Here is a 25920-nt window from a genome sequence, read left to right on the forward strand (position 1 = left end):
TCTTTGCGGGCCGTCCCGGAATTCTGGCGCCCATGACCGGGCAGCGAGGCCGTCCTCTGATGCCCTCATATGGGACCGGGAGAGAAACGGGTCAAGCTGCCATTTTCCGCTTGAAAAATGTGGTTTCCTGGACAATCAATTGATCAACAATATTTTACCTGTTCGCGCCTGCATTTGAGAACTGTTCATTTAATGGAAACGGTGCGTCAAGTTGTGCAGTGCGGAAAAATCATTACATAGTCCCTTGGGCTGCGACAAAGCGCCCTGTTCAGACACTTTTCTGTCCGGAGATTTCTGATGATCCGTCTTGCCGCCTCTGCCCTTGCTCTCGGCCTGCTGACCGCGCCGGTTCTGGCCGCTCCTGTGGCCTATGAATTCGACAAGAGCCATTCCAACCTTTCGTTCTCCTACAACCACCTTGGCTATTCCACCACCGATGGCCGTTTCGGCACCTGGGATGCCAAGCTGATGATCGATGCCGATCAGCCGGAGAACTCCTCGCTCGAAATGACCATCGACACCAACAGCCTGGACACCTTCTGGGCCGAACGTGATACCCACTTCAAGAGCGCCGATTTCTTCGACACCGCCAAGTTCCCGGAAGCCTCGTTCAAGAGCTCCAAGGTGACCAAGACTGGTGAGCAGACGCTGCAGATCGACGGCGACCTGACCATCAAGGGCATCACCAAGCCCGCCACGCTGGACGTGACCGTGACCGCCATGGGCGAACACCCGATGGAAAAGAAGCCGTGGGTTGGCTTTGCCGGCACCACCACCATCAAGCGCTCTGACTTCGGCATGGACATGTACACCCCGTATGTGGGTGACGGCGTGACCATCGTGCTGCATGCCGAGGCATCCAAGGCTCAGTAAGCATTGAAGCGCGGGGCGGTGACGCGCTGCCCCGCGCGCATGCTGCAGGGAGAGTTTCCATGATGCGCAACAGCACCAAAGGCTACGGCTGGCTGGCCATTGCATTCCACTGGACCATGGCCGTGCTCATCATCGGCATGATCGGCCTCGGGCTCTACATGGACGGTCTGCCCATGTCCGATCCCTCGACCTTCGCCATTTTCCAGCTGCACAAGTCCATCGGCTTCGTGGTGCTGGCCCTTGCCGTGCTGCGGCTTGTCTGGCGGTTCATGAACCCCACCCCGGCCCTGCCCGACAGCATGGCCGCCTGGGAAAAGGCCGCCGCGCATCTCGGCCACATCGGGCTTTACGCGCTGATCCTCGCCATTCCGCTCAGCGGCTGGCTGATGGTGTCCGCGTCGCCCTGGAACATCCCGACCATCCTGTTCAACACAGTGCACGTGCCGCACCTTCCGGTGCCTGGAGCGCTCGGCACCAAGGAAGAGGCGGAGGGCCTGTTCAAGGGGCTGCACAGCCTGTTTGCCTGGGCGCTGGTTGCCCTGCTTGCCGCCCATATCGGCGCGGCCCTCAAGCATCATTTCATCGCCCGGGACGGGATGCTGAAGCGCATTGTCCACCCGGTCAAGGGCTGAGACATTCCCTCGCTCCCTCCTGTTTCCATGGAGTTTCCCATGCGCAAGACTTTCGCAGCCGCCTTCACCGCCGCCAGCCTGATCCTCGCCGCCAGCACCGCCTCTGCCGCTGAATGGACCGTGGACCCGGCCAAGAGCAGCATCGGTTTCACCGTCGAACAGGGTGGCGCGCCGGTCTCCGGCAATTTCGGCTCCTGGACCGCGAAGATCGATTTCGACCCGGAGAATGTCTCCGCCGCCAAGATCGAAGCCACCATCGCCACCGGCAGTGCCCAGATGGCCAATGCCCAGTTTGCCGGCATGCTGCCGGGTGCGGACTGGCTGGCATCGGAAGCCTTCCCGGAAGCCCGCTTCACCTCCACGTCCGTCACGGCCAAGGGCGGCAATGCGTATGAGGCGGAAGGCACCCTGTCGCTGCGCGGCGAGGAAAAGCCGGTCACGCTGGCCTTCACCCTCGACATCACCGGTAACACCGCCGTCGCCAAGGGCACGGCCACCCTGTCGCGCAGCGCCTATGGCATTGGCGCAAGCGTTGGCCAGGACAATCTCAAGGATGACGTAGCGGTCACGGTCGACCTCACCGCCACGCGCTGAGCCTCATCCAAAATTGCGATGCCAGAAGGGGCCGGGGCGCTTGTTGCCACCGGCCCTTTTGCCGTAAAGAAGAGCCAGCCAAAGACAGAACTGCCCGGGGCACTGCCCAAGGGTGGACGTTTTCCAAGACCCTGATGCGAGAGACCGCCATGAATGCTCCCGTCACGCCTCCGGACTACCAGCACAGCGCCATGTTCCCGCTCGGCGAGGACAAGACGCCGTATCGCAAGCTGACGTCCGATTACGTCTCCACCACCACCTTCAACGGCCAGGAGATGCTGATGGTGGAGCCCGAGGGCTTGCGCCTTCTGGCGGAACAGGCCTTCATCGACATCAACCACTATCTGCGTCCGGGCCATCTCGCCCAGCTTCGGGCCATTCTCGATGATCCGGAAGCAACCGCGAACGACAAGTTCGTCGCCTTCGACCTGCTGAAGAACGCCAGCATCGCCGCGGGCGGCGTGCTGCCCATGTGCCAGGACACCGGCACGGCCATCGTCATGGGCAAGAAGGGCCGCCGCGTGTGGACCGACGGCTCCGATGAGAAGGCTCTCGGGGAAGGTGCGCGTGACGCCTATTTCAAGCGCAACCTGCGCTACTCGCAGCTGGCGCCGATCTCCATGTTCCAGGAGAAGAACACCTCCAACAACATGCCCGCGCAGATCGAGCTCTATGCGGAAGGCGATGACGCTTACAAGTTCCTGTTTATGGCCAAGGGCGGCGGCTCGGCCAACAAGACCTTCCTGTTCCAGGGCACGCCCTCGCTGCTGACCCATGACCGGATGATCGATTTCCTCAAGGAAAAGATCCTGACGCTCGGCACCGCTGCCTGCCCGCCCTATCACCTTGCCATCGTCATCGGCGGCACCTCGGCGGAAATGTGCCTGAAGGCTGTGAAGCTGGCCTCCGCCCGCTATCTCGACAACCTGCCGACGCAAGGCTCCGAGCTTGGCCACGCCTTCCGTGATCTTGAGATGGAAGCCGAGATTCACAAGCTGACCCAGGCCACCGGCGTCGGCGCCCAGTTCGGCGGCAAGTATTTCTGCCACGACGTGCGCGTCATCCGCCTGCCGCGTCATGGTGCATCGCTGCCCATCGGCCTTGGCGTCTCCTGCTCGGCCGACCGTCAGGCCACCGGCAAGATCACCAAGGACGGCATCTACCTTGAGCAGCTGGAGATGCATCCGGAAACCTACATGCCGGAAGTCACGGATGACAACCTTTCGGACAATGTGGTCAAGATCGACCTGACACGTCCGATGCCGGAAATTCTGGCCGAGCTGTCGCGCCACCCGATCAAGACTCGCCTGTCGCTGACCGGCCCGCTGATCGTGGCCCGCGACCTTGCCCACGCCAAGCTGCGCGAGCGGCTGGAAGCGGGCGAGCCGCTTCCGGACTATTTCAAGAACCACCCGATCTATTACGCCGGCCCCGCCAAGACCCCGGAAGGCATGCCCTCCGGCTCCTTCGGCCCCACCACCGCCGGGCGCATGGATGCCTATGTGGACCAGTTCCAGGCTGCGGGCGGCTCCATGGTGATGCTGGCCAAGGGCAACCGCTCCCCGGCCGTCCGCCGCGCCTGCCAGGCCCATGGCGGCTTCTACCTCGGCTCCATCGGCGGCCCGGCTGCCCGCCTCGCACAGGACTGCATCAAGAAGGTGGAAGTGGTCGCCTATCCGGAACTCGGCATGGAAGCCATCTGGAAGATCGAAGTCGAAGACTTCCCCGCCTTCATCGTCGTCGACGACAAGGGCAACGACTTCTTCCAGGAACTGAACCTGGGGTAAATCCCGCCCGCCGGAGCAGCGGCGCTATTTCTGGCATAAAAACGGGCGGCTCATTGGGCCGCCCGTACCTTTTGGCATCCCATCTCCATCGTCATCCCCGGCGCAACGAAGCGGAGATCGGGGACCGGTGAGCCAAGGCCTTTCGGCTCACCCACCTCGTTCAAACAACTTGCCCCCCGGCTCACCGGTCCCGGCTCTCGCGCGGCTCGGCCGGGATGACGATGGAGGGGTTTTCAAAGGATCAGCAGCACGGCTGCGCCAGCCGCTCCAGCCAAAATTATGTGACCGCTGGCTAAATGGCGCCCCTCACCCGCCGTGGTGGCCGAGGTGGCGGGAGACGTCTTCGGCGGTGGTGCGGATGCGGATGCCGAGGCCGGCGATGGTTTCCGCCGTTGCTTCGCTGCTCAGCAGGCTGATGGCGATGCCCGCGACGGCCTGGCCCGAGTGATCGCGCAGAGCAGCTCCCAGGCACACCATGCCTTCGCGGATCTGGCCGTCGTCAATCGAATATCCACGCGCCGCCGTTGCCGGCAGCTCCCGTTGCAATGCGGCAAGGCTGGTGACGCTGCGCGGAGTCATGGGCTCGGGGAAGCCATCGGCGAACAAGCGCTGCAGCTCCTCCGGCGGCAATTGTGACAGCAGCATCTTGCCAGTGGCGGTGAAGGGCGCAGGCAGGCGCATGCCGAGGCGGAAGGTGTGCCCCAGCGGCTGGTCGGAGTTGCGGCAGCCGATATAGACGACCTCCTGCCCGTCCAGCACCGTCAGGGTCAGCGTGTAGCTGGCGAAGGCCGTATCCTTGGCAAAATAGGCGCGGAAGACGGTCAGAACATCCAGTTCCGACAGAAAACTGTTGGCCCAGCGCAGAGGATGCGGGCCCAGCCGGAACGTGCCATCGGACTTTTTCACCAGAAGGTTCAGCTCCTGCATCACGGCGAAAAGCCCGTGCGCCGTGCTCTTCGGCAGCTTCAGGGCGCGGGTGATATCCGCTGCCGTCATCGGTGCGGGCGATCCGGCAATCAGGTCCAGCACCATCACCGTGCGCCGCAGCGCGGGCACCGTATCGGCGGCGGACTGATCCCTGTCCGCTTCAGCGGGAGCATTTAACTGCCTTGACAATTTTCAGCACATCCCGTCATCATAAGTTCAACAAGTTGATATGAGTTCAATATATTGAACTTTATGGATTAAGGAACGGGAGGTCAATCTGAAAATTCGCTTTCTTGCCCGCCCATCGGGCCTCGAAAGCGGAACCTGCAGCAGAGCGGACAAACGCCCGCTGCAGCACTGAAGACAATTCCCAAAGCAAAAATGTGTCCGGTCCCTGCATGAGATTCCTTGCATGAGAAAACGGGCACAAAGGAGGAAACGAGATGACCATGAACCCCTTTGAATTCCGGACGGTTCCGGCCATGGAAGTGGCCTGGGGCGGTGCGCAGCGGCTGGGAGAAATCCTGAAGGCCCGGTTCTCCGCGCAGAACGTGCTGCTGGTCACCGATGCCGGGCTGGTGAAGGCAGGGCTGATCGCGCCGATTGCGCAGAACATCAAGGCCGCCGGGCTCGGCGTCACCATCTTCGACAAGGTGGTGGCCGATCCGCCGGAGCACGTGGTGCATGGCTGCGTCGATGAGGCCCGCCAGGCGGGCACTGACATCGTCGTGGGTCTTGGCGGCGGCTCGTCGCTCGACATTGCCAAGCTGGTGGCCGTGCTGCTGCAGTCCGATCAGCCGCTTGCGGAGATGTATGGCATCGGCAACGTCAAGGGCAGCCGCCTGCCGCTGGTCCTGGTGCCGACGACGGCCGGAACCGGCTCGGAAGTGACCAACATTTCCATCATCACCACGGGCGAGACCACCAAGATGGGCGTCGTCTCGCCGCAGCTTTATGCCGACTATGTGCTGCTGGATGCGGAAACGACCGTAGGCCTGCCGAAGGTACACACGGCAGCGACCGGCATTGATGCCATGGTGCATGCCATCGAGGCCTATACCAGCCGCCACAAGAAGAACCCGCTGTCCGATGCGCTCGCCCGAGAGGCGCTGCGGCTGCTCGGTGCCAATCTCATTGCCGCCTGCGAAGACGGCAGCAACCGCGCCGCGCGCGAAGGCATGCTGCTGGGCGCAACGCTGGCCGGTCAGGCCTTCGCCAACTCGCCGGTGGCCGCCGTTCACGCCCTCGCCTATCCGCTGGGCGGGCACTATCACGTGCCGCACGGCCTTTCCAATGCGCTGATGCTCGGGCCGGTCCTGCGCTTCAACGCCAAGGCCGCCGCGCCGCTCTACGCGGAACTGGCTGATGTGCTGGGCGTTGCCGGTACAGGCGATGCGGAGAAGCGTTCGGCTGCCTTCGTTACCCATATGGAAAAGCTGATGGACTCCAGCGGTGCGCCCCGCCGCCTGCGCGATGTGGGCGTCACGGACAACAGCCTCGCCATGCTGGCAGCCGATGCCATGAAGCAGACGCGCCTTCTGGTCAACAATCCCGTCGAAGTCCGCGAGGAGGACGCGCTCGCGCTTTACCGCGAAGCCTACTGACCCGCGCAGACAGATTTCCATCAACACGTCACAACCCATGGGAGGATCCACGTGACCGATATCAGACTGTACATGCTCCAGTCCGGCACCCTGAAGTGCAAGGTGCACAACATCAAGATGAACCAGGGCAATGGCGCGGATTATGAAATCCCGGTGCCCTTCTTCCTGATCACCCATCCTGAGGGCCATACCATTATCGACGGCGGCAATGCCATTGAGGTGGCGACCGACCCTTATGGCTACTGGGGTTCGATCTGCGACGTCTACACGCCGGTTCTGGACAAGGACAAGGGCTGCGTCGATCAGGTTAAGGCACTCGGCATCGACCCGGCAGACGTCAAGTATGTGGTGCAGTCGCACCTGCACCTTGACCACACCGGCGCCATCGGCCGCTTCCCCAACGCCACGCACATCGTGCAGCGCTGCGAATATGAATATGCCTTCACGCCGGACTGGTTTGCCGGCGGCGGCTATATCCGCAAGGACTTCGACCGTCCGGGCCTGAAGTGGCAGTTCCTCAATGGCACCCAGGATGACTATTACGACATCTACGGCGACGGCACGCTGACCACGGTGTTCACGCCGGGCCATGCGCCGGGGCATCAGTCCTTCCTCGTGCGCCTGCCGAACAGCAAGCCGATCCTCCTGACCATTGATGCCGCCTATACGGTGGATCACTGGGAAGAGAAGGCACTGCCGGGCTTCCTCGCCTCCACCGTCGACACGGTGCGTTCGGTGCAGAAGCTGCGCACCCTGGCGGAGCGCACCGGCGCCCTGGTTGTCACCGGCCATGATCCGGACGCCTGGGCCAACTTCAAGAAGGCCCCGGAGTTCTACTCCTGAGCCTTCGGCACCACCGCACAGACACCGGAAAAGGGGCCCCTGCGGCCCCTTTTTCAGTTCCGGAACAGCCCCGTCCGCACAACCGTCAAGGGTGTGACGGGCGGCACATCCCCTGCCCAAGTCTTCTCTATGTTTTTCTCATGTCTTCGCTACAGCGTTAAGCGCGCGGAAATGTGATGTGACATAGCGTCATCAGCGGAGTGGAGTGATGAACCGGCCATGAGTGGACGGAGGAGACAGCAATGAAAAGACTTACGGGCGCCCTGGCAGCGCTGATGATTGTCGCAGCAGCCGGTTCTGCCGCAGCTCAGGCCAGCCGTTTTTTTGATCCCGTGAGCAAGAGCTGGGTGGAATACGGTCCGGGCCTGCACAACAGCGGCAAGTCACCCATCGAGCGCCAGATGGTGCGCTATGACGGCCCCCACAAGCCGGGCACGATCATCGTCGACACCACCGAGCGCCGCCTCTATCACGTGCGCGAGGGCGGCAAGGCCATGAAATACGGCGTCGGCGTGGGGCTGGAAGGCATGCAGTGGGCAGGCACCCACCGCATCACCCGCAAGGCCGAATGGCCGGGCTGGACGCCGCCGCCGCAGATGCGCGCCCGTGAGCGCGCCAAGGGGCGCATCCTGCCGGTGCATATGGAAGGCGGGCCAAACAACCCGCTGGGCGCAAGGGCGCTCTACATCGGCTCGACGCTCTACCGCATCCACGGCACCAACCAGCCCTGGACCATCGGCACCGCCGTCTCATCCGGCTGCATCCGCCTTGCCAATGACGATGTGACCCACCTCTATGAAAACGTGGATGTGGGTGCGACGGTGGTCGTGAAGCGCTGAGGGGGAACTGGCCTCACCGGTCGCGGCTGAGGCCTTTTTCTTCGAGTTCGCGCAGATATGTGCCCCAGTGGCGGTCTTCCTCGTGGGCGAGTTCGAGGAAATAGGACCAGGTGAAGATACCCGTGTCATGCATGTCGTCGAAGTGCAGGCGGACGGCGTAGTTGCCGACCGGCTCGACCTGATAGATCAGCACATTGCGCTTGCCCGGCACGGTCTTCTTCTGCCCCGGACCATGGCCTTGTACCTCCGCCGAGGGCGAGCAGACACGCAGATATTCCGCCGGAAAGGCATGCGTCTCGCCATTGTCGAAGCTGACGGTGAGGGTGCGCTTGTCACTGGAGAGACGCAGTTCGGTGGGCCATGCGGCGGTCATTCGGGCTTGTCCTGATGGATGAGGAATTGTGCCGGACGATAGCCCCGTGGCCGCAAAGGTCAAGGCTGGTGGCAGGGCAACTGCTGAGGCATGACCGCAGAAGCCCTCCTTCGTCATACCGGACGAGAGCGAAGCCAAGATCCGGTACCGGTGAGCCAAGGTCTTTCGGCCCACTTCCCGCGTTCACCCAACCTCCACCCCGGCCCTCCGGTCCCGGCTCGCGCTGCGCTTGGCCGGGATGACTGCGGAGAGGGAGCGGCCTGCCGAACCGCCTCACCCTGCCGCCTCAAGCCCCGCCTGCTTCACCGCATCGTACCCCGCCAATGCCGCGGCACGTGCCGCAGCGTGATCGACGATTGGCCGGGGATAGGTGCGGCCCGGAATGACGCCTGCCGCCTTCAGGATGCGCTCGGGCGCTTCGTGCGGGCAGTGGAGGAATTCGTCCGGCAGCTTCGCAAGCTCCGGGCACCAGCGGCGCACATAGACGCCATCGGGATCGAATTTCTGCCCCTGCCCCACCGGGTTGAAGATGCGGAAATAGGGCGCGGCATCAGCGCCGCTGCCCGTCACCCACTGCCAGCTGGCGGAATTGTTGGCCAGATCCGCATCGAGCAGCGTGTCGCGGAACCAGGCCTCGCCATGGTGCCAGTGCAGGCGCAGATGCTTGACGAGGAAGGACGCGGCCAGCATGCGCACCCGGTTGTGCATGTAGCCGGTGGCCCACAGCTCGCGCATGCCCGCATCCACCATCGGGTAGCCGGTCAGCCCCTTTTGCCAGGCCTTCAGCGCGGCCTCATCCTCCGCCCAGGGATAGGCATCGAAGGCAGGCTTCCAGTTGCGCTCGGGCAGATGCGGGAAATGGTAGAGCAGATGATAGGAGAACTCCCGCCAGCCGATTTCCGACAGGAATTTGTCGCGATCCTTCTGCAGGTGCCCATGCTGCTCCGTGTGGAAGCGGGTGGCCGTCCAGATCTGCCGGGGGGAGATTTCACCGAAATGCAGATGCGGCGACAGGCGCGAGACATTGGGCAGGTCCGGCCGGTTGCGCAGCTCGCCATAGCCATCAAGCCCTTCCGCAAGAAAGGCTGTCAGCCGTGCTGCCGCGCCCCTTTCGCCCGGCTGCCAGAGATCCAGCCAGCCCGCCGCCCAGTCCGGCTTCACCGGCAGCAGCGCGAAGTCTGAAAGCGGCAGAGACTGACTGACCTGCGGAATGTCCAGCACCTCCGGCACCGGCAAAGGCGCCGCCACGGCTTTGGCGAGCGCCGCCCGCCAGAAGGGCGAATAGACCTTGAAGGGACCGCCGGTCTTCGTCTCCAGCTCCCATGGCTCATGCAGCAGCGAGCCGTTGAAGCTGCGCACCTCGACGCCGGCAGCCATGAGATCCGCCTTCAGCCGCTTGTCGCGGGCAATCGCATGCGGCTCGTAACACCGGTTCCAATGGATGGCAGAGGCACCCGTCTCCTTGATCAGCGCATCCAGCGCCTTGCCGGCGGGCCCGCGCATCAGCACCAGCCTGCCGCCCAGGCTTTCGTCGAGTGCCGCCAGCGCATGATGCAGCCACCAGCGGCTGGCGCCGCCCATCGGGTGGGTTTCGCCGCAGTCCTTCGGGTCTTCCAGAATGAACACCGGCACCACGGCGCCTGCCTTTGCCGCCTCGAACAGGGCCGGATTGTCGCCAAGGCGCAGGTCTTGGCGGAACCAGACGATCGTCGTGCGGTCACGTGGCTGAGAGGGCATGGCAAGGCTGTCCGGGATAAATATCAAGTGGTTGTTTGTACGTCATTCCCCGTCTGTGAGATCACATTGCCGGATGCCATCTTGCCCTGACGGAAAAACCGTCTACGTTATTCCCCAACAAACAGAACGAAACATCGTCGCAGACACGGCCAGAGATTGCTGATGAGGGAGAGACAGATGAATGACGCCGCGGCCTTTCCGCGTATGACCGATCCGTTCGGCCGCGACATTTCCTATCTGCGCGTCTCGGTGACGGACCGCTGCGATTTCCGCTGTGTCTATTGCATGGCGGAGGACATGACCTTTCTGCCCAAGCGCGAGGTTTTGTCACTGGAGGAACTGGACCGCCTGTGCAGCGCCTTCATCGGCAAGGGCGTGCGCCGCCTGCGGCTGACCGGCGGCGAGCCGCTGGTACGCAAGGGCATCATGGGGCTGATCCGCTCCCTTTCCCGCCACCTGCAGTCGGGTGCGCTCGACGAGCTGACGCTGACGACCAATGGCTCGCAGCTCGCCCGCTATGCCGCCGAGCTGGCGGATGCAGGCGTGCGGCGTCTCAATGTCTCCGTCGATACGCTGGATGCGGACCGTTTCCGCGCCATCACCCGCTGGGGCGATCTGCCGAAGGTGATGGAAGGCGTCAAGACCGCCAAGGCGGCAGGCCTGTCGATCAAGATCAACATGGTGGCGCTTAAGGGCATCAACGAGGACGAAATTGTCCCGATGCTGGAATGGGCCCATGGCGAAGGGCATGACCTGACGCTGATCGAGACCATGCCCATGGGCGAGATCGACGGCGACCGCACGGACCAGTATCTGCCCTTGAGCGAAGTGCGGGCGCGGCTCGCGGAGCGCTTCACGCTCACCAGCATTCCCTACAAGACCGGCGGACCCGCTCGCTACATGCAGATCGAGGAAACCGGCGGGCGCATAGGTTTCATCACGCCGATGACGCATAATTTCTGCGAAAGCTGCAACCGGGTGCGCATCACCTGCACGGGCATGCTCTACATGTGCCTCGGCCAGGACGACAGCGCCGACCTGCGCGCGCCCTTGCGTGCCTCGGAAGGCGATGAGCTCCTGTCGCGCGCCATTGATGAGGCCATCGGCCGCAAGCCGAAGGGGCACGATTTCATCATCGACCGGCGCACCAACCGCCCCTCCGTCTCCCGCCACATGAGCGTGACCGGTGGCTGAGCGGAGGCTCTTCCTGCCCCATCCTAGACCCGTTCGCTGCGGTAGCAGGCGATGACGGACATGAGTGTCAGCGTCACGCAGCCGCCCATGACCACCAGCAGCGGCCAGACCGTGCCAGGATACATGCTCTGAGACAGCATCCAGGCCACCAGCGCCGAAACACCGGCGCCAAGGCCGATCTGCATGCTGCCGGCAAGACCAGAGGCCGCGCCAGCCAGATCCGGGCGCACGCTGATGGCACCGGACAGGGCACTGGGCAGGCAGATGCCGTTGCCGAGGCCCAGAATGCACATGGGCAGGAACAGCGAGAAGGGGTGATAGATACCCGCCCCAAAGAGAGCCGCAGCCAGCACAACGGTAATCACAGGCATCAGCGAGCCGATGGTGACCATGCGCAGCACGCCGATGCGTGCCGCAAAGCGGCCCGACAGGCCATTGCCGGCAATATAGCCGCCAGCCACCATCATGAAATAGAGGCCCATGGTCAGCGGCGTCATCCCCAGCACCTGCGAGGCGATGAAAGGAGCCCCGCCGAGGAAGGCGAAATAGACGGCCGAGGTAAACATGGAGGTGCAGGCATAGGCCCAGAACAGCCGCTCCCGGCTCAGCGCCCTGTAGCTCGCCAGAAGGCTTCTGAGGCTGGTGGTCTGGCTGCGGTCGTGATGGGTCTCATGCAGGCAGGCCCAGGCCGCAAGTGTGACCGCAATGCCGATGGCCAGCATCAGGTAGAAGCCGCCCTTCCACCCGGCCACCCCATCCAGCGCCCCGCCCATGGCGGGGGCGAGCATGGGGCCCACCGCAAGGCCCATGGTGACGTAGCCGATCATGCTGGCGGCCTGTTCGCGCTCATAAAGATCGCGCACGATGGCACGGCCCAGCACCAGCCCGGAACAGCCGCCCGCAGCCTGTACGATGCGCCCGAAAATGACGGTTTCGACCGTCGCCGCGGCCAGGCAGATGAGCGTGCCGATCACAAAGACGGCCATGCCGGTCACCACCACCGGGCGGCGGCCATAGCGGTCGGATATGGGCCCCAGCACAAGCTGTGACAGGCCCACCGCCGCCAGATAGAGCGACATGGTGAGCTGCACCTCGGCAGCCGTGCTCTCCAGCGCCTTGATCATGCCCGGCAGGGACGGCAGATAGATGTTCATCGCCAACGGGCTGATCGTGGAGATGGCAATCAGGATCGCCACCGGAGGACGGCGCCCGCCGGAGGGCGTCTGCCCGGCACCCTGCATCTGCGCGTTCGCGGCCGCATCCATGGTTCAGCCCTGCCCCTGCTGCGAGAGCTTGCGCTCGCGGATGAAGGTATACACGCCGGTTGACACAACGATGGCGGTGCCAACCAGCGTCAGCGCATCGGGAACCTCGCTCCAGACCATGTAGCCAATGAGAATGGCCCACAGGATGCTGGAATAGCGGAAGGGGGACACGACAGCGATATCCCCAAGCCGCATGGCGATGATGATGAAGATGTAACCGGCGAGGAGGAACAGGGAGCCAGCGGCAATGATGCCGAGCTGGCGGGCCGTCATCGGCTCCCACCCCTCGAAGATCACCATCACCCCGCCCAGCGCCATGACACCGAAGCAGGTGACGAGTGTGACGCCGAATGTGGGAATGGCCTGCGGCATGCGCCGGGTCGAAAGATCGCGCAGCACCATGCAGAACACGCCGCACAGGGCAACGAGCGACCATTCGTTGAAGCCAGACACACCCGGCCGGATGATGATCAGCACACCGGCAAAGCCGATGCCGATCGCCGTCCAGCGCCGCCAGCCGACCGTCGCGCCGAGGAAGATGGCAGCTGCGGCCGTCACCAGCAGCGGCAGTGACTGCAGCACCGCGGTGATGTTGGCAATCGGCAGATGGATGAGAGCCACCAGGTAGAAGAAGGTCGATCCCAGCTCGCCGAGCGTGCGAATAGCCACGGTCGGATGTGCCAGATGCCGGAACTCCCGGTGCACGCCCGTGGCGACCGATGCCGCATACATCAATGCACAGGCAAAAACGCTGCGCATGACGATGATCTGACCGAGCCGCAGCTCGTCATGAATGAATTTGACGATGGCATCATTCGTGAGGAATGCAGCCATAGCCAGCAACATTGCCGTGATGGCCTTGCTGTTTTCTCGAAGATCCACGTGACAATCCTGATCCGGGAGCGCCGGGCACGGAACAGGTGCCACAAGCGGAAGACGTGGGAAATCTTTCCCGCCTTTATGTGCAAAGGTCAACCTTCCAGCTGTGCCGCACTGCAAGAGGCAGCACGGCACAGGCGGAAAACGCCGTCAGTCGATCACGATGCGCGGCGGGGCGCGGCGGACCTCGCCCGTTTCACCCGTCACGCTGGCCCAGACCTTCGCGGCAATGTCCCGGTAGACGGCGGCATGTGCGCCCTGCGGGTCAGCCATAACAATCGGCGTGCCAGCGTCGGAGTTGATGCGGATGTCCATGTCGAGCGGCACTTCACCGAGGAACGGCAGGTTCAGCCGCTCCGCCTCTGCCTTGGCGCCGCCATGGCCGAAGATGTCGTAGCGCTTGCCCGTATCCGGGGCGACGAAATAGCTCATGTTCTCGATGATGCCGAGCACCGGCACATCGACGCGGCGGAACATGTTGAGCCCCTTGCGGGCATCGATCAGCGCCAGATCCTGCGGCGTGGAGACGATGACCGCACCCGACAGCGGCACCTGCTGGGCCATCGTCAGCTGGGCGTCGCCCGTGCCGGGGGGCATGTCGACCACCAGCACATCCAGCTCGCCCCAGGCCACTTCCCGCAGCATCTGGGTCAGCGCCGACATGACCATCGGCCCGCGCCAGATCATCGGCGTGTCTTCCTCGACCATGAAGCCGATGGACATGACCTTGAGCCCATGACCCTCCAGCGGCTTGATGATGCGCCCGCTCACCGGCTCCGGCCGGCCGGACACGCCGAAGAGGCGCGGCACGGAAGGCCCGTAGATATCGGCATCCAGCACGCCGACCTTCAGGCCGTTGGCCTTCATCGCCAGCGCAAGGTTGGCCGTGGTGGTGGACTTGCCGACGCCGCCCTTGCCGGAAGCCACGGCAATGATATGCGCCACGCCCGGAACGCCTGCCTTGGCAGGCCCTGCGCCTTGCGGCTGCGGCGCGCGCGGCTGAGCAGCCGGCTGGGCATGGGAGTGGCCATGAGCATGACCGTGAGCATGGCTGTGCGCCTGCGGCGCCTGAGAAGAGGCGGAGCCGGAGGCGCGCTCAGCCGTCAGCGCCACCATCGCCTTCTCGACGCCCGGCACGGCCTTCACCGCAGTCTCGGCGGCCTGACGCAGGGGCTCCATCTGGCGGGCCCTTTCCGCCGGCACCGTGATGGAAAAGGCCACGCGGCCGTCAGAAACAAACACATCGGACACAAGGCCAAGCGATACGATGTCGCCGTTTCCGTCCGGGCCGGGAATGCGCGACAGCGCCTGATGCACTGCCGCCTTGATCTGTTCGCTCATGCTTATGGCGTCCTGTCTGCTTGCGGGCTTGTGCGAAGCACCCCGCTCTCCTTGTGCCGTAACTTATCCTCTCACCCGCCCCCGTCAATCGCACCAGGTGCCGCAACCGTCATTGCAGCGACAAGATTGCGGGCCTACAACTTGTCCCTGCAGGCTCCAGGCAGCCTGTCCTTCCCCGTTCCACAGGCCACGGCCTTGCGAAGAGATTTCGGCATGAACGAGTTGCTATCACCCCGTCTCACCCGGCGCGGCCTGCTGCTGGGTGCAGCTGCCACCGGCTTTGCCGCCGCCCTTCACCCCTATTCCCTGCGTGCGCAGGAAGGCACGGCGCACCTGCGCCTGATGGAGACGACCGATCTCCATGTCCACGTGTTCCCTTATGACTATTACTCCGACAAGCCGGTGGACACCGCAGGCCTTGCCCGCACGGCCTCTCTGATCCGCGCCATCCGCAATGAAGCCACCAACTCTGTGCTGGTCGACAATGGCGACTTCCTGCAGGGCAATCCGATGGGCGACTACATTGCCTATGAGCGCGGCATGAAGGCCGGTGACCTGCATCCGGTGATCCAGGGCATGAATGTGCTGGACTATGACGCGGCGACCTTGGGCAATCACGAGTTCAACTACGGCCTCGAGTTCCTCGACAAGGTGCTGGCTGGCGCCAATTTCCCGGTCGTCTGCGCCAACCTTGCCAAGGGTCAGCTTTCCGCCGGTCCGCGCAGCGACACCACGCTGCTGAAGCCCTATGTCATCGTCGACAAGACCATCCGCGACGGCTCGGGCAAGGACTATCCGATCCGTATCGGCTTCATCGGCTTCGTGCCGCCCCAGGTCATGAACTGGGACCGCAAGCATCTGGAAGGCAATGTCAACGCCCGCGACATCGTGGAGACGGCCAAGGCCTTCGTGCCGGAAATGCGCGAGCAGGGCTGCGACATCGTGATCGCCCTCTCCCACTCCGGCATCTCGGCCGAAACCTATGCCGGCGGCATGGAAAACGCCTCGCTGCACCTCGCCGCTGTCGAGGGCATCGATGCCATCTTCACCGGCCACCAGCACCTCGTCTTCCCCGGCACTGCCTTTGACGGCCTTGAGGGCGTGGACACGGACAAGGGCACGCTCTTCGGCAAGCCCGCTGCCATGGGCGGCTTCTGGGGCTCGCATCTGGGCGTCATCGACCTGATGCTGGCGCGGGACGGCAACAGCTGGCGCATCACCGGCTTCAGCACCGAAGCGCGGCCGATCTACACGAAGGAAGGCCGCACGGTCACCCCAACCGTGGACAGCCAGGACGATGTGCTGGACGCCGTGAAGGCCGAGCATGAGGCGACGCTTGCCTATGTGCGCCGCCCGGTCGGCAAGACCGACGCACCGCTGCATTCCTATTTCGCGCTGGTGGCCGATGACCCGAGCGTGCAGATCGTGTCGCAGGCGCAGATCTGGTACATCACCGAAATGCTCAAGGGCACCGAGTGGGAAAGCCTGCCGGTCCTTTCCGCTGCCGCCCCCTTCAAGGCAGGCGGACGCGGCGGCCCCGAATATTACACCGATGTGCCGGTGGGCGATGTCGCCATCAAGAACGTTGCCGATCTCTACCTCTATCCCAACACGGTTCAGGCCGTGGCCATCACCGGCAAGGATGTGAAGGAATGGCTGGAGCGCTCTGCCGGCATCTTCCGCCAGATCACGCCGGGCGCGAGCGACGAGATGCTGATCGAGCCCACCTTCCCGAGCTACAACTTCGACATCATCGATGGCGTCACCTATCAGGTCGACCTGTCGCAGCCGTCGAAATATGGCGAAAAGGGCGAGGTGCTGAATGCGGAAGCGAACCGCATCGTCAACCTCGCCTACAACGGCGCACCGGTTGACCCGGAGCAGAAGTTCGTTGTCGTGACCAACAACTACCGTGCCAGCGGCGGCGGCAGCTTCCCGGGCATCAACGACAGCGTCGTCATCTTCGCCGGTCCCGACACCAACCGCGATGCGCTGGTCCGCTACATCGTCGAGAAGGGCACGATCAGCCCCAGCGCCGATGACAACTGGACCTTCAAGCCCATGCCCGGCACCACGGTCCTGTTCGACACCGGCCCCGGCGGCAAGGCCCATGCGGCTTCCGTCAAGGGCGTGAAGATTGAACCGGCAGGCGACGGCGCCGACGGCTTCGCCCGCTACCGCATCACGCTCTGAGCGGCGGCCAGGAATCCGCATCCCTCCGGACGGCAAGGTGTATCGCGCCCCCTGCCGTCCGGGCTTCCTCCGCTGCGTTGATAACTGTTATCAGCCCATGGTATGGTCCGGAACCATGTGAAGGAACCGGGATGGCAAGCAGCGCAAATCTTGGTGACAGGCTGGAAGCCTATGTCACGAGCCTCGTGAAGCAAGGCCGCTACAATTCACGCAGCGAGGTTCTGCGTGAAGGCGTACGCCTTGTTGAAGAGCGGGAAAAGAAACTGGCCGCCCTTGATGCCGCCCTCAACCGCGGCCTTTCCGATGCCGATGCCGGGCGCAGCCAGCCGGTGGACGCGGTCGAGCGTGACCTTCTGGCGAAATACCGGCGCATGGCGGAAGTCCAGACAGAAGACCAAACAGAAGACCGGGACAAGTGATCGTCCTCATCACCGATGAGGCACGGACAGACCTTGACCGGATCGCGGCCTATATCGCGCAGGATAACCCTGTCCGCGCTGTCAGCTTCGTACAGGAGCTTCTGGAAGGCTGCCGCTCTCTCTCCGCCATGCCGCACGCCTTTCCACTCGTGCCGCGGCATGCTGCAAGCGGCATACGCCGCCGTCCGCATGGGCGTTACCTGATTTTCTACCGGGTTGCCGGAGAGCGGATCGATGTTCTTCACATCCTCAACGGAGCGCAGGACTATGAAGACGTCCTGTTTCCCGGAGACTGACGTCGGCCACCCCGCCAGCAGAGTTGAGAGGTCCGGATTTGATCCATGCGGTTGCCGGGTGGTCCGGGCCGCCCTAGGTTGACATGCAACGGGTCGCCGCCGGTCACATCCGGCGGCGTTTTCTTTCACGTGCAGGAGGTGTTTTGCCCATGCCAGTCATGCTCATCACAGGTGCCAACAGAGGGATCGGCCTGGCTGTTGCACGGGTTGCCCTCGCGCGGGGCTGGACGGTTCTCGGCAGCATGCGGCGGGAAGAGGATGCTGACAGGCTTGCGGCAGAACTCGGGCCTCTGTTCCGTCCGCAGCTGTTTGATGTGGCAGACCGGGACGCCCTTGCCGCATCGGCCGCCTCCAGCCCGCAGGCGATTGACGTTCTGCTCAACAACGCCGGGATCATCGGGCCGGACGGACAGGATCAAAGCTCCCTCCATATGGACTTTGACGGTTTCCTGCGGACGCTGGAAATCAACACCCTCGCCCCTCTCGCCGTGGCGCAGGCTTTTCTGCTGCGCCTGCGCAAGGCAGTCCAGCCGAGAATCCTGACCATCTCCAGCCAGATGTCCTGGATGGGCTATGCCAAGTCCGACCGGGTTGCCTACCGGGCGTCCAAGGCTGCGGTGAACAAGGTGATGCAATGCCTTGCCAGCGATCTGGAGCCCGAGAACATTGCCGTCGGCCTGATCGATCCAGGCTGGGTGCGCACGGATATGGGCGGCGGCGAAGCTGACCTGACGGCGGAAGAAGTGGCCAGCGGCATCGTTGGGCTTATCGAGAATTTTGACATTACACGAACGGGGCGCTTCTTCCGATGGACAGGTGAAGAGCGTGAATTCTGAAATCTTCCGCAAAGAAAAATCCTTAAATTTTATCTGAAAGCTTAATCGAAGAAGAGAGGCCTGCGTGTAAGCTCCTGATATCGACGGGAACACGGAGGTTTCCATGCCGGGTCTTTATCACATCTGCTACCTGAGCGTAGCAAAGCTGTCCGCCCTTCAACCAACGCCCGAACTCGGCTTTGAGGCCATCAAGGAAAAGACCCGCAAGGCCAATTCCGCAGCGGGCCTGACAGGCTGCATCATCTTCACCGGGCAGCATTTCCTGCAGGTGATCGAAGGCATTCAGGAAGACGTGGAAGACACATTTGGCAGGATCTCGCGTGATACCCGGCACACCGATGTACGGGTTCTGAGCGAAGGCCCCATCGAGGTACGCGACTTCCCCGAGATGGCTGTCAACTGCGGCGGTGATGAGACCCTGACGGCGGAAGCGCTGGCCGAGATCAGTGCCGTGCTCGATTACCCCCAGCATCAGCTGCACATCCGGGAAATTCGAACCTTGCTTTCGGTTCTCACACAACCAAGCCGCAAGCAGGATGCGCTTCTGGCCGGATAGATCAGGAGGCGATCCCGCCTCTCTGGAGGCGGAGCTCCGCCCGGCACGGCTCCTGTCAGAATTCTGCGCTTGCCAGAATTTTCTAGGCATGGCTGCATATGGGTTGTGTCTTCCAGAAATACATCTATCGCAAAAATTTAATTTTTATCTCTACATTTAACTCCGGTTGAATTTCCCCTACGTAAATTCGCTCGCAATCAAGCGGAGGGGATAAGATGCCGCAGCTTTATCACATCTCATACATGAGCGATGCAAAGCCCCATGCTCTGGGGCCGGACACATGCGGAAGCATTCGTGCCATTGGCCAGCAATGCCTCAGAAACAACGCGAGGCTGGGACTGACGGGCTGCCTGTTCTTCACGGGCAACAAGTTCTTCCAGACACTCGAGGGTGAGCCGGAGGACGTTGAAGATACTTTCGGCCGCATTTCGAGAGATACGAGGCACCAGAACCTGCGGGTTCTGAGCGAAGGATACATCCTAGGCAGAGCCTTTGCCGGAACCACGGTCACCGCGCCGGATTGCTGCCTCCAGCTTGCATCGGAAGTCCTGCAGGAACTCAGCCACGCCGTCGACACTCTGGCCCTGCTGCAGTTGCACACCCGGGAGCTGGAGACGCTGCTGGCTGTTGTCACCCAGTCCTCCCGGCGGCACGACTTCCTGCTGAGCAGCTGAAGCAGTCTTTCGGATACCTGCAAACGGCAAAGGCCGGGCATTGCAGCCCGGCCTCTGGTGGTCGTTTTGATCCCGTGAGGCTTACGCCGCCCGCACCTGTGCAATGAAGCGGGCAACTTCCATCTTCAGCATCTCCGCATCGCGGGCAAGGCCGCCGGCGGAACCCAGAACCTGCGAGGCCGCAGCCCCCGTCTCTTCCGCCGCACGGCTGACGCCGGTGATGTTGGCAGAGACTTCGGCCGTGCCGGCAGAGGCTTGCTGAACATTGCGGGCAATCTCGGACGTTGCAGCATTCTGCTCTTCGACAGCCGCCGCAATCGTTGCCGCGATGCCGTTCATCTGCGCAACCGTATCACCCACGTTCTGGATCGCGTCTACGGACGCACTGGTCGCAGCCTGGATCTCGGCGATCTGGCCCGAGATTTCCTGCGTGGCGCGGGACGTCTGTTCCGCCAGCGCCTTCACTTCCGTGGCCACGACCGCAAAGCCCTTTCCAGCCTCCCCGGCACGCGCCGCTTCAATGGTGGCGTTCAGCGCCAGCAGGTTGGTCTGACCGGCAATATCGGAAATCATGCCCAGAACATCACCAATCTTCTGCGAGGCAGAGGAGAGGAACGCGATGCGTTCGCTTGCGGTCTGGGTATCGCCAACTGCCCGGTGAGACATATTGGACGACTCTTCTGCCCGGCGGCCGATCTCGTTGACGGAAGCTGCCAGTTGTTCGGTCGCCGAGGCAACCGTCTGCACATTGGTGGCGGCTTCCTCGGAGGCAGCAGAGACGGCGGTGGACTGCTGGGCCGTTTCTTCGGCAGAAGCGCTCAGCGTGTTGGCCGCAGCCTGCATTTCCTGCGCGGCAGAAGACACCGTCTCGACGATCCCGCCAACTGCCCGCTCAAAACTGTCGGCCAGTTCGTTCATCATCCGGCGGCGCTCGGCCTCCTGCTGCCCCTTGACGGCGGCCTGCTCACTTTCAAGCCGCTCCTTCTCGATGCCATTGGCCTGGAACACCTCGACAGCTGCCGCCATCTCGCCGATCTCGTCGGAGCGGCCAGAGCCAAAGACCTTCATCGTCAGGTTGCCGCCTGCGACAGCCTTCATGCAATCGGTGATCGCCTTGATGGCACGGGAGATGGACATACCGAGGAAAGCAGCAATCGCCGCCATCACCAGCGTGAAGATTGCAGCCAGCGTGAGTGTCGTGGAGATCGTGCCCTCGATACCGGCGGAGGCTATCGGACCGATCTCATTTTGTGCCGCAAGCACTTTGTCCTCAATGGCCTGATAGGCTGCAGAAGTGGCAGGGCCAACTTGCGTAAGGATTTCCATCCGCTTCAAATCGGCAGCCTTTACGCTCGCTTCAAACACGGCCCCTTGCGCCTTGACCTTGTCGAAGGCTGGACGCAGCCGTGCTGTCTGCTGCGCAAGCCCAGGGCTCTGAGACGCATCAGCTGCGGCTTTCAGCTGTTCTTCTGCGGCAGCGTAACGTGTCTTGACCTGCTCTAGATCACTGCCGCCAGCCGTAAGGCCGTAGCGGGCAATATAGAGGCGGGACAACAGAAATTGCTCCTGCGCCCGCACTGCCGCGGTGGCCACTTGAGCATTCTGGCCAGCAATGCTGTCTGCGATGACCTGCGAAAGCAGCGTGTTGAACTCGGTGTTCGCCGTCTGTATGGCCTTCACATTCTCGCCGGCCTTTGCCGTCTCCCCCCTGAAGGAGACAAAGGTCTCGATGTAGCGGTCTACAGAGCGCTCAGCGTCACGCAGTTCGGTGTAAAGAGGTGCGTTAGCGAGGGCCTCTGCCGCTTGTGCCTTCGCATTTTTCAGTTTTTCAATGGCATCATCAGCCTTTGCGGCACTGTCGCTGGTCGGCTGCGCCATGAACCGGACAATAGCAAGACGCATCTCAGTGAGAGACGCGGATACATCAGACACCACTTCAGACTGAATCGCCGCTGTTCGATATTGCGAAAAATAATGAGCAGCCGACTGCAAGCCGCCATAGCCGATATAGGAAACGGCAATAAGGGCCGCGACCGATAAGCCGAAGCCGCTGAAGAGCTTTGTACGAACGGAGATACCCACAACATCTACCCCTGCAAGACCATCCCCCCACAACTGCCCTTAAATAGACACACCCTAACAACATCTTAATTTCGCCCGACGATAAGTTTTTTCACTAATTAAATTAATGATAATATAGTAAAAAACATAGTTTAGATATAATTTCATCATAAGAATGTAAATATACACCACCTACCCTAGCGGACATATTCAGCAAATCTGCCCGATATAGACTTAAGATGAAATAGTTAGTCGCAAATATAGATAAATCTCGCTTGAATATTAGAATTGAACGTCAGCCATCGGGCAAATTGTTCAAACGTCAGCATTTATTATCGTAAGTTGCATGTCATTATTGATATAACTCAAGATATACTTTCGTCATTGTGAAATTTCACCCGTTCATCGCGTGGCGGGAAATCTTCCTTGAAAACAGGCGAGTCCTTCGGATAGGGTTTATTGTATACAATAAATAGCTTTTGATGCATCATTGCCGACAGGAAAGCCTGTAGAGAGCAGCTGCATCGAGGAAACGGACACTCATGGACAACGCGAACATCATGGAACTGGCGTCCCTGGCCGCCGCCCTGCTGGCCACAGGCGCCATCGCCGGCATTGCGGCGGGGCTGCTCGGGGTCGGCGGCGGCATCGTCATCGTGCCGGTGCTCTATTACGTCTTCCCGCTGGTGGGCGTGGAGCAGGAAGTTGTGATGCATCTGGCGGTGGGCACGTCACTCGCCACCATCGTCGCCACGGGCTACTCCTCCGCACGGGCGCACTGGTTGCGCGGCAGCGTTGACATGGACCTGCTGAAGCGCTGGTGGCTGCCGATTTCGGCTGGCGTCATTGCCGGCGCAACGCTGGCCGGCAATCTCAGCGGCGGCGCGCTGTCGCTCGTCTTCGGCACGGTGGCGCTGCTGGTTTCGGCCAACATGGTGCTGCGCAAGGAAGGCAGCGGCATTTCGGACAAGCTGCCCGGCGCGCCTGTGCGCGAGATGCTGGGCGCCCTCATCGGCGGCGTCTCCGTCATGATGGGCATTGGCGGAGGCACGCTGGGTGTGCCGATCCTGACGCTGTTCTCCTATCCGATCCGCAAGGCCGTGGGCACGGCAGCAGCCATCGGCCTCATCATCGCGGTGCCCGGCACGCTCAGCTCCATCTATTTCGGCTATGGTAATCCGGACTTGCCGCCGTTTTCACTCGGCTATATCAATCTTCTTGGCTTTATTCTGATCATCCCTGGCTCGCTTCTCATGGCCCCCGTGGGCGCGAAGCTGGCGCACACCTTGCCGCCAGCCAAGCTGAGGCTCGTCTTCGCCGCATTTCTTGCCTTTACCGGAGCCAGGATGATCTACAGCGTACTGGCAGGATGACGGACAACAGCGCCCCTATTACCCAAAGCGGCATGATGCTCGGCGTGCGGCAGACCTTGCCGCTCGTTCCGGGCATCATCACATTTGCGGCCGTGTTCGGCACGGTCTGCGCCCAGAAGGGGCTGACGCTGGCCGAAACCCTGCTGATCAACGCCTTCGTCTTCGCCGGCGCCTCGCAGTTCGTGGCGATGGAGCTCTACCGTGACCCGGTCACCCCTGCCGTCCTGCTGGCGATGACGGGGATCGCCGCTGCGGTCAACCTGCGCATGCTGCTGCTGGGAGCCTCGCTGCGGCCCTGGCTTGGAACCTCCCCCGCCTGGCAGGTTTACCCTTCTCTCTATTTCCTCACCGACATGAACTGGCTGCTTGCTCTGCGCTACCGGGCTGGCGGGGGCAGCGACTGGGGCATTTACCTCGGCAGCGGACTGCTGATCTGGGTGCTCTGGGCGGTGGCAGTCATTCCGGGCTATTTCCTCGGCCAGCTTTTTGCCGAGCCGCAGCGCTGGGGCCTTGATCTGGTGATGCCGGCCCTCTTCATCACCATGCTGGTGCCCTTGTGGAAGGGCCGCCGCCAGACACTGAGCTGGGGCGTTGCCGCTGTTGTGGCCCTCGCCAGCTGGCAGCTGATCGGCGGCTACTGGTTCGTACTGACGGGTGCCATTGCGGGCGCCATCGCCGGGGCCTATGCCAGCGACCCGAATGCCGCTGACGCCGCACCGGAGAAGCCGAATGGCTGAGAGCCCCTTCTCCGTCGATCTCCTGTTCTTCCTGACGGTCATGGCCATGACCGGCGTGACCTATCTGATGCGTGCTGCAGGATACTGGATCATGGGGCAGGTGCCGCTGACCCCGCGCATCCGCCGGGGGCTGGAGGCCTTGCCGGGGGCTATCATCGTTTCTACCATCCTGCCCATCGCGCTGAAGGGCGGCATACCCGCCGCTCTGTGCCTTCTGGTGGCTGCCGCCGTCATGGCAGTGCTGCGCAAGGATATTGCCGCCGTCGTGCTGGCTATCGCCGCAGCAGCGGGCGCACGCGCTCTAGGGCTCTGAAGCCAGCGCCTTGAGCGCACCGGCCAATGTGTCCTCGATGGCAGCACCGGCCCCGATCACTTGCCAGTCCACCGGTCCCAGATCATAGGCAAGCTGGCGGGACACGACCTCAACTGTTGCATCCGACGCATCCCCCTTGCGGGCGCTGACGCGGGCCTTGAGCGTGGCTTCCTCAGCCTCCAGCCAGAGCCCGGTGAAAGGCAGTTCCATCACCGCCGCCAGATCCGCCACCGCCTGCCTCTCGCCCGGCCTGGCGTGGACGGCATCGAGAATGACGCTGTGTCCGGCTGCAAGCGCTGCCCGCGCCTCTGCCATCATCGCCGCATAGACCGCATCGCTCGCCTCCGGCGTATAGGCGCAGGCGGGGGCGCGGCTCGTTTCCTCAAGGCCCAGCATGCGCTTGCGCAGCACATCGCTGCGCAGCACCCGCGCCCCCGGCAGCGGCAGCAGATGCGGTGCAATCAGCCCCGCCAGCGTAGACTTGCCCGTGCCGGAGAGCCCGCCGATGGCAACAAGGCGGGGCGTGGCCGGCTCCAGCGCCCGGCAGGCCAGCGCGAAATAGGCCCGCGCCGCCTTGCGCTGCGCATCGGCCAGTGCAGCATCCTGCTGGGTGGCGATGCTGGCCGCGGCGATCTTGGCCCGGATGGCAGCGCGCATGGAGATGTAAAGCGGCAGCGCCGCCAGCCCCTCGCCCATCTCCGGCAGCTGCGTCAGATCGAGATAGCGGTTGAGCAGATGGCAGGCGGCAGGCGTCTGGCCGCGTTCGATCAGGTCCATCAGCGCAAACCCCAGATCATAGAGCACGTCGCCGGTGGCGATACCGTCATCAAATTCCACCGCATCGAAGAGCACCGGCGCGCCGTCAATCAGCACCACATTAGCGAGATGCGCATCCCCATGCGCCAGCCGCACCAGCCCCTTGCGCCCGCGCTGGAGCACCAGATCCTCGATACGGGCCAGCGCGGCACGGGTGGCGGAGACCAGCGCCCCGGCCTCATGGGCAGGAAACAGTTCCGGCGCGGCGCGGAAGGCGGCCTCGTTCTGCACGGCGTAGCTGGAAAGCCCGGCAAACCACTCCGCCGCATCCCGCACCGGCGCCACCGCATGGGCAGCAGAGAAAGTTTTCGCCAGTGCCGAGGTGAGGCTCTGCGGCAGCGGCCCTCTGGCCGCAACATGGTCCAGCGTGGCGCTTTCATCAAAGCGGCGCATGTGCACCAGCGGCTCCACTAGCTCGCCGTCTCCGCCCAGCGCCAGCGTTCCGTCCGCGCGCCGCATCACCGCTGTCTCGCCCGGATAAAGCTCCGGCGCAAACAGGCGGTTGCGGGTCAGTTCCGCCGTCACCGCCCGGCGGCGCAGGGGAAGCGCGGAATAATCCAGAAAGGGAAAACGCACGGCGCGCTTCATCTTGTAGGCATCACCGCCAATCAGGAACACGGTGTTGGCGTGGGTGTCGATCCGCCGCGATCCGGGCTCCGCCCGCGCCAGCGCATCGAGAAAGGCGTAGGCTTCGCTCTGGTCACCGGGGTGATGGTCTTCGGACGGGGGCATGTGCATCTCCCATTTTCCGCTGCGGC

The 25920-nt window shown here is 62.9% G+C and carries 25 protein-coding genes; 17 read left to right on the forward strand and 8 right to left on the reverse strand.

What is annotated here, in order from left to right; translation table 11 throughout:
- The first annotated feature begins 297 nt into the window (after window positions 1-297).
- The 4 genes from H163_RS0104010 to H163_RS0104025 all read left to right on the forward strand — a co-directional run bounded on the left by H163_RS0104010 (window position 298) and on the right by H163_RS0104025 (window position 3886).
- Window positions 298-873: a YceI family protein gene (locus tag H163_RS0104010; protein WP_019963261.1), complete on the forward strand. Its 576-nt coding sequence runs from the start codon at window positions 298-300 to the stop codon at window positions 871-873.
- Between the two features lie 59 nt (window positions 874-932).
- The gene (locus tag H163_RS0104015) at window positions 933-1505 is read left to right on the forward strand and encodes a cytochrome b (RefSeq protein WP_019963262.1); all 573 of its coding nucleotides are present in this window, start codon (window positions 933-935) and stop codon (window positions 1503-1505) included.
- Between the two features lie 39 nt (window positions 1506-1544).
- The gene (locus tag H163_RS0104020; protein ID WP_026355428.1) at window positions 1545-2099 is read left to right on the forward strand and encodes a YceI family protein; all 555 of its coding nucleotides are present in this window, start codon (window positions 1545-1547) and stop codon (window positions 2097-2099) included.
- A gap of 149 nt (window positions 2100-2248) precedes the next feature.
- Window positions 2249-3886 carry a fumarate hydratase gene (locus H163_RS0104025; protein WP_019963264.1) on the forward strand — a complete coding sequence of 546 codons (1638 nt, stop codon included), beginning with the start codon at window positions 2249-2251 and terminating at the stop codon, window positions 3884-3886.
- Window positions 3887-4192: 306 nt separating this feature from the next.
- Here the strand turns inward: H163_RS0104025 and H163_RS0104030 are convergent, their stop codons facing one another.
- Complete coding sequence (locus H163_RS0104030) at window positions 4193-5002, reverse strand: IclR family transcriptional regulator (protein WP_026355430.1); 810 nt, start codon at window positions 5000-5002, stop codon at window positions 4193-4195.
- Between the two features lie 254 nt (window positions 5003-5256).
- Between H163_RS0104030 and H163_RS0104035 the strand changes: the two genes are divergently transcribed.
- From H163_RS0104035 to H163_RS0104045, 3 genes are all read left to right on the forward strand, one after another.
- Complete coding sequence (locus H163_RS0104035; RefSeq protein ID WP_019963266.1) at window positions 5257-6417, forward strand: iron-containing alcohol dehydrogenase; 1161 nt, start codon at window positions 5257-5259, stop codon at window positions 6415-6417.
- A gap of 51 nt (window positions 6418-6468) precedes the next feature.
- Window positions 6469-7260, forward strand: coding sequence for an AttM family quorum-quenching N-acyl homoserine lactonase (gene attM / locus H163_RS0104040; RefSeq protein WP_019963267.1), 792 nt, complete (start codon window positions 6469-6471; stop codon window positions 7258-7260).
- A gap of 242 nt (window positions 7261-7502) precedes the next feature.
- Window positions 7503-8099, forward strand: coding sequence for a L,D-transpeptidase (locus tag H163_RS0104045; protein WP_019963268.1), 597 nt, complete (start codon window positions 7503-7505; stop codon window positions 8097-8099).
- Between the two features lie 13 nt (window positions 8100-8112).
- Here H163_RS0104045 and H163_RS0104050 read toward each other — a convergent pair whose 3' ends face one another.
- On the reverse strand, window positions 8113-8472 hold the full coding sequence (locus tag H163_RS0104050; RefSeq protein ID WP_019963269.1) for a gamma-butyrobetaine hydroxylase family protein: 360 nt from the start codon (window positions 8470-8472) through the stop codon (window positions 8113-8115).
- A 273-nt stretch (window positions 8473-8745) separates the two neighbouring features.
- Window positions 8746-10209 (reverse strand): cryptochrome/photolyase family protein, encoded by a 1464-nt coding sequence (locus H163_RS0104055; RefSeq protein ID WP_019963270.1) that lies wholly within the window; start codon window positions 10207-10209, stop codon window positions 8746-8748.
- A gap of 177 nt (window positions 10210-10386) precedes the next feature.
- Between H163_RS0104055 and moaA the strand changes: the two genes are divergently transcribed.
- Complete coding sequence (moaA, locus tag H163_RS0104060; protein WP_019963271.1) at window positions 10387-11403, forward strand: GTP 3',8-cyclase MoaA; 1017 nt, start codon at window positions 10387-10389, stop codon at window positions 11401-11403.
- A gap of 23 nt (window positions 11404-11426) precedes the next feature.
- On the opposite strand, the gene H163_RS0104065 is transcribed toward moaA, so the two are convergent.
- From H163_RS0104065 to H163_RS0104075, 3 genes are all read right to left on the reverse strand, one after another.
- Window positions 11427-12668 (reverse strand): multidrug effflux MFS transporter, encoded by a 1242-nt coding sequence (locus tag H163_RS0104065; protein WP_019963272.1) that lies wholly within the window; start codon window positions 12666-12668, stop codon window positions 11427-11429.
- Window positions 12669-12671: 3 nt separating this feature from the next.
- Window positions 12672-13550 (reverse strand): DMT family transporter, encoded by an 879-nt coding sequence (locus H163_RS0104070; protein ID WP_115336395.1) that lies wholly within the window; start codon window positions 13548-13550, stop codon window positions 12672-12674.
- A 147-nt stretch (window positions 13551-13697) separates the two neighbouring features.
- Complete coding sequence (locus H163_RS0104075; protein ID WP_019963274.1) at window positions 13698-14888, reverse strand: Mrp/NBP35 family ATP-binding protein; 1191 nt, start codon at window positions 14886-14888, stop codon at window positions 13698-13700.
- 213 nt (window positions 14889-15101) lie between these two features.
- Between H163_RS0104075 and H163_RS0104080 the strand changes: the two genes are divergently transcribed.
- The 6 genes from H163_RS0104080 (at window position 15102) to H163_RS23590 (ending at window position 19862) form a co-directional block, all read left to right on the forward strand.
- Complete coding sequence (locus H163_RS0104080) at window positions 15102-17081, forward strand: bifunctional 2',3'-cyclic-nucleotide 2'-phosphodiesterase/3'-nucleotidase (RefSeq protein ID WP_019963275.1); 1980 nt, start codon at window positions 15102-15104, stop codon at window positions 17079-17081.
- A 131-nt stretch (window positions 17082-17212) separates the two neighbouring features.
- The gene (locus tag H163_RS0104085) at window positions 17213-17500 is read left to right on the forward strand and encodes a type II toxin-antitoxin system ParD family antitoxin (RefSeq protein WP_019963276.1); all 288 of its coding nucleotides are present in this window, start codon (window positions 17213-17215) and stop codon (window positions 17498-17500) included.
- A complete protein-coding gene (locus H163_RS0104090; RefSeq protein ID WP_019963277.1) occupies window positions 17497-17796 on the forward strand; it encodes a type II toxin-antitoxin system RelE/ParE family toxin in 300 nt (99 codons plus the stop codon). Before H163_RS0104085 ends, H163_RS0104090 begins: the two co-directional genes overlap by 4 nt.
- A gap of 149 nt (window positions 17797-17945) precedes the next feature.
- A complete protein-coding gene (locus H163_RS0104095; RefSeq protein ID WP_026355433.1) occupies window positions 17946-18632 on the forward strand; it encodes an SDR family NAD(P)-dependent oxidoreductase in 687 nt (228 codons plus the stop codon).
- A gap of 103 nt (window positions 18633-18735) precedes the next feature.
- The gene (locus H163_RS0104100; RefSeq protein ID WP_019963279.1) at window positions 18736-19188 is read left to right on the forward strand and encodes a BLUF domain-containing protein; all 453 of its coding nucleotides are present in this window, start codon (window positions 18736-18738) and stop codon (window positions 19186-19188) included.
- Window positions 19189-19403: 215 nt separating this feature from the next.
- Window positions 19404-19862: a BLUF domain-containing protein gene (locus H163_RS23590; protein ID WP_019963280.1), complete on the forward strand. Its 459-nt coding sequence runs from the start codon at window positions 19404-19406 to the stop codon at window positions 19860-19862.
- An 81-nt stretch (window positions 19863-19943) separates the two neighbouring features.
- On the opposite strand, the gene H163_RS23595 is transcribed toward H163_RS23590, so the two are convergent.
- A complete protein-coding gene (locus tag H163_RS23595) occupies window positions 19944-21944 on the reverse strand; it encodes a HAMP domain-containing methyl-accepting chemotaxis protein (protein WP_208975301.1) in 2001 nt (666 codons plus the stop codon).
- A gap of 521 nt (window positions 21945-22465) precedes the next feature.
- On the opposite strand from H163_RS23595, the gene H163_RS0104115 reads away from it, so the two are divergent.
- The 3 genes from H163_RS0104115 to H163_RS0104125 are packed head-to-tail and all read left to right on the forward strand — an operon-like array spanning window position 22466 to window position 24346.
- Entirely contained in the window at window positions 22466-23296 is an 831-nt protein-coding gene (locus H163_RS0104115; protein WP_019963282.1) for a sulfite exporter TauE/SafE family protein, read from the forward strand.
- Window positions 23293-24033, forward strand: a complete 741-nt coding sequence (locus H163_RS22170) for an AzlC family ABC transporter permease (RefSeq protein ID WP_051105309.1) — start codon at window positions 23293-23295, stop codon at window positions 24031-24033. Before H163_RS0104115 ends, H163_RS22170 begins: the two co-directional genes overlap by 4 nt.
- Window positions 24026-24346 carry an AzlD family protein gene (locus tag H163_RS0104125; protein WP_019963284.1) on the forward strand — a complete coding sequence of 107 codons (321 nt, stop codon included), beginning with the start codon at window positions 24026-24028 and terminating at the stop codon, window positions 24344-24346. Before H163_RS22170 ends, H163_RS0104125 begins: the two co-directional genes overlap by 8 nt.
- Here H163_RS0104125 and H163_RS22175 read toward each other — a convergent pair.
- On the reverse strand, window positions 24335-25894 hold the full coding sequence (locus H163_RS22175) for a bifunctional aminoglycoside phosphotransferase/ATP-binding protein (protein WP_040678088.1): 1560 nt from the start codon (window positions 25892-25894) through the stop codon (window positions 24335-24337). The genes H163_RS0104125 and H163_RS22175 overlap by 12 nt on opposite strands.
- Between the last annotated feature and the right edge of the window lie 26 nt (window positions 25895-25920).

The sequence above is a fragment of the Pannonibacter phragmitetus DSM 14782 genome (genome assembly GCF_000382365.1).
Taxonomy (GTDB): domain Bacteria; phylum Pseudomonadota; class Alphaproteobacteria; order Rhizobiales; family Stappiaceae; genus Pannonibacter; species Pannonibacter phragmitetus.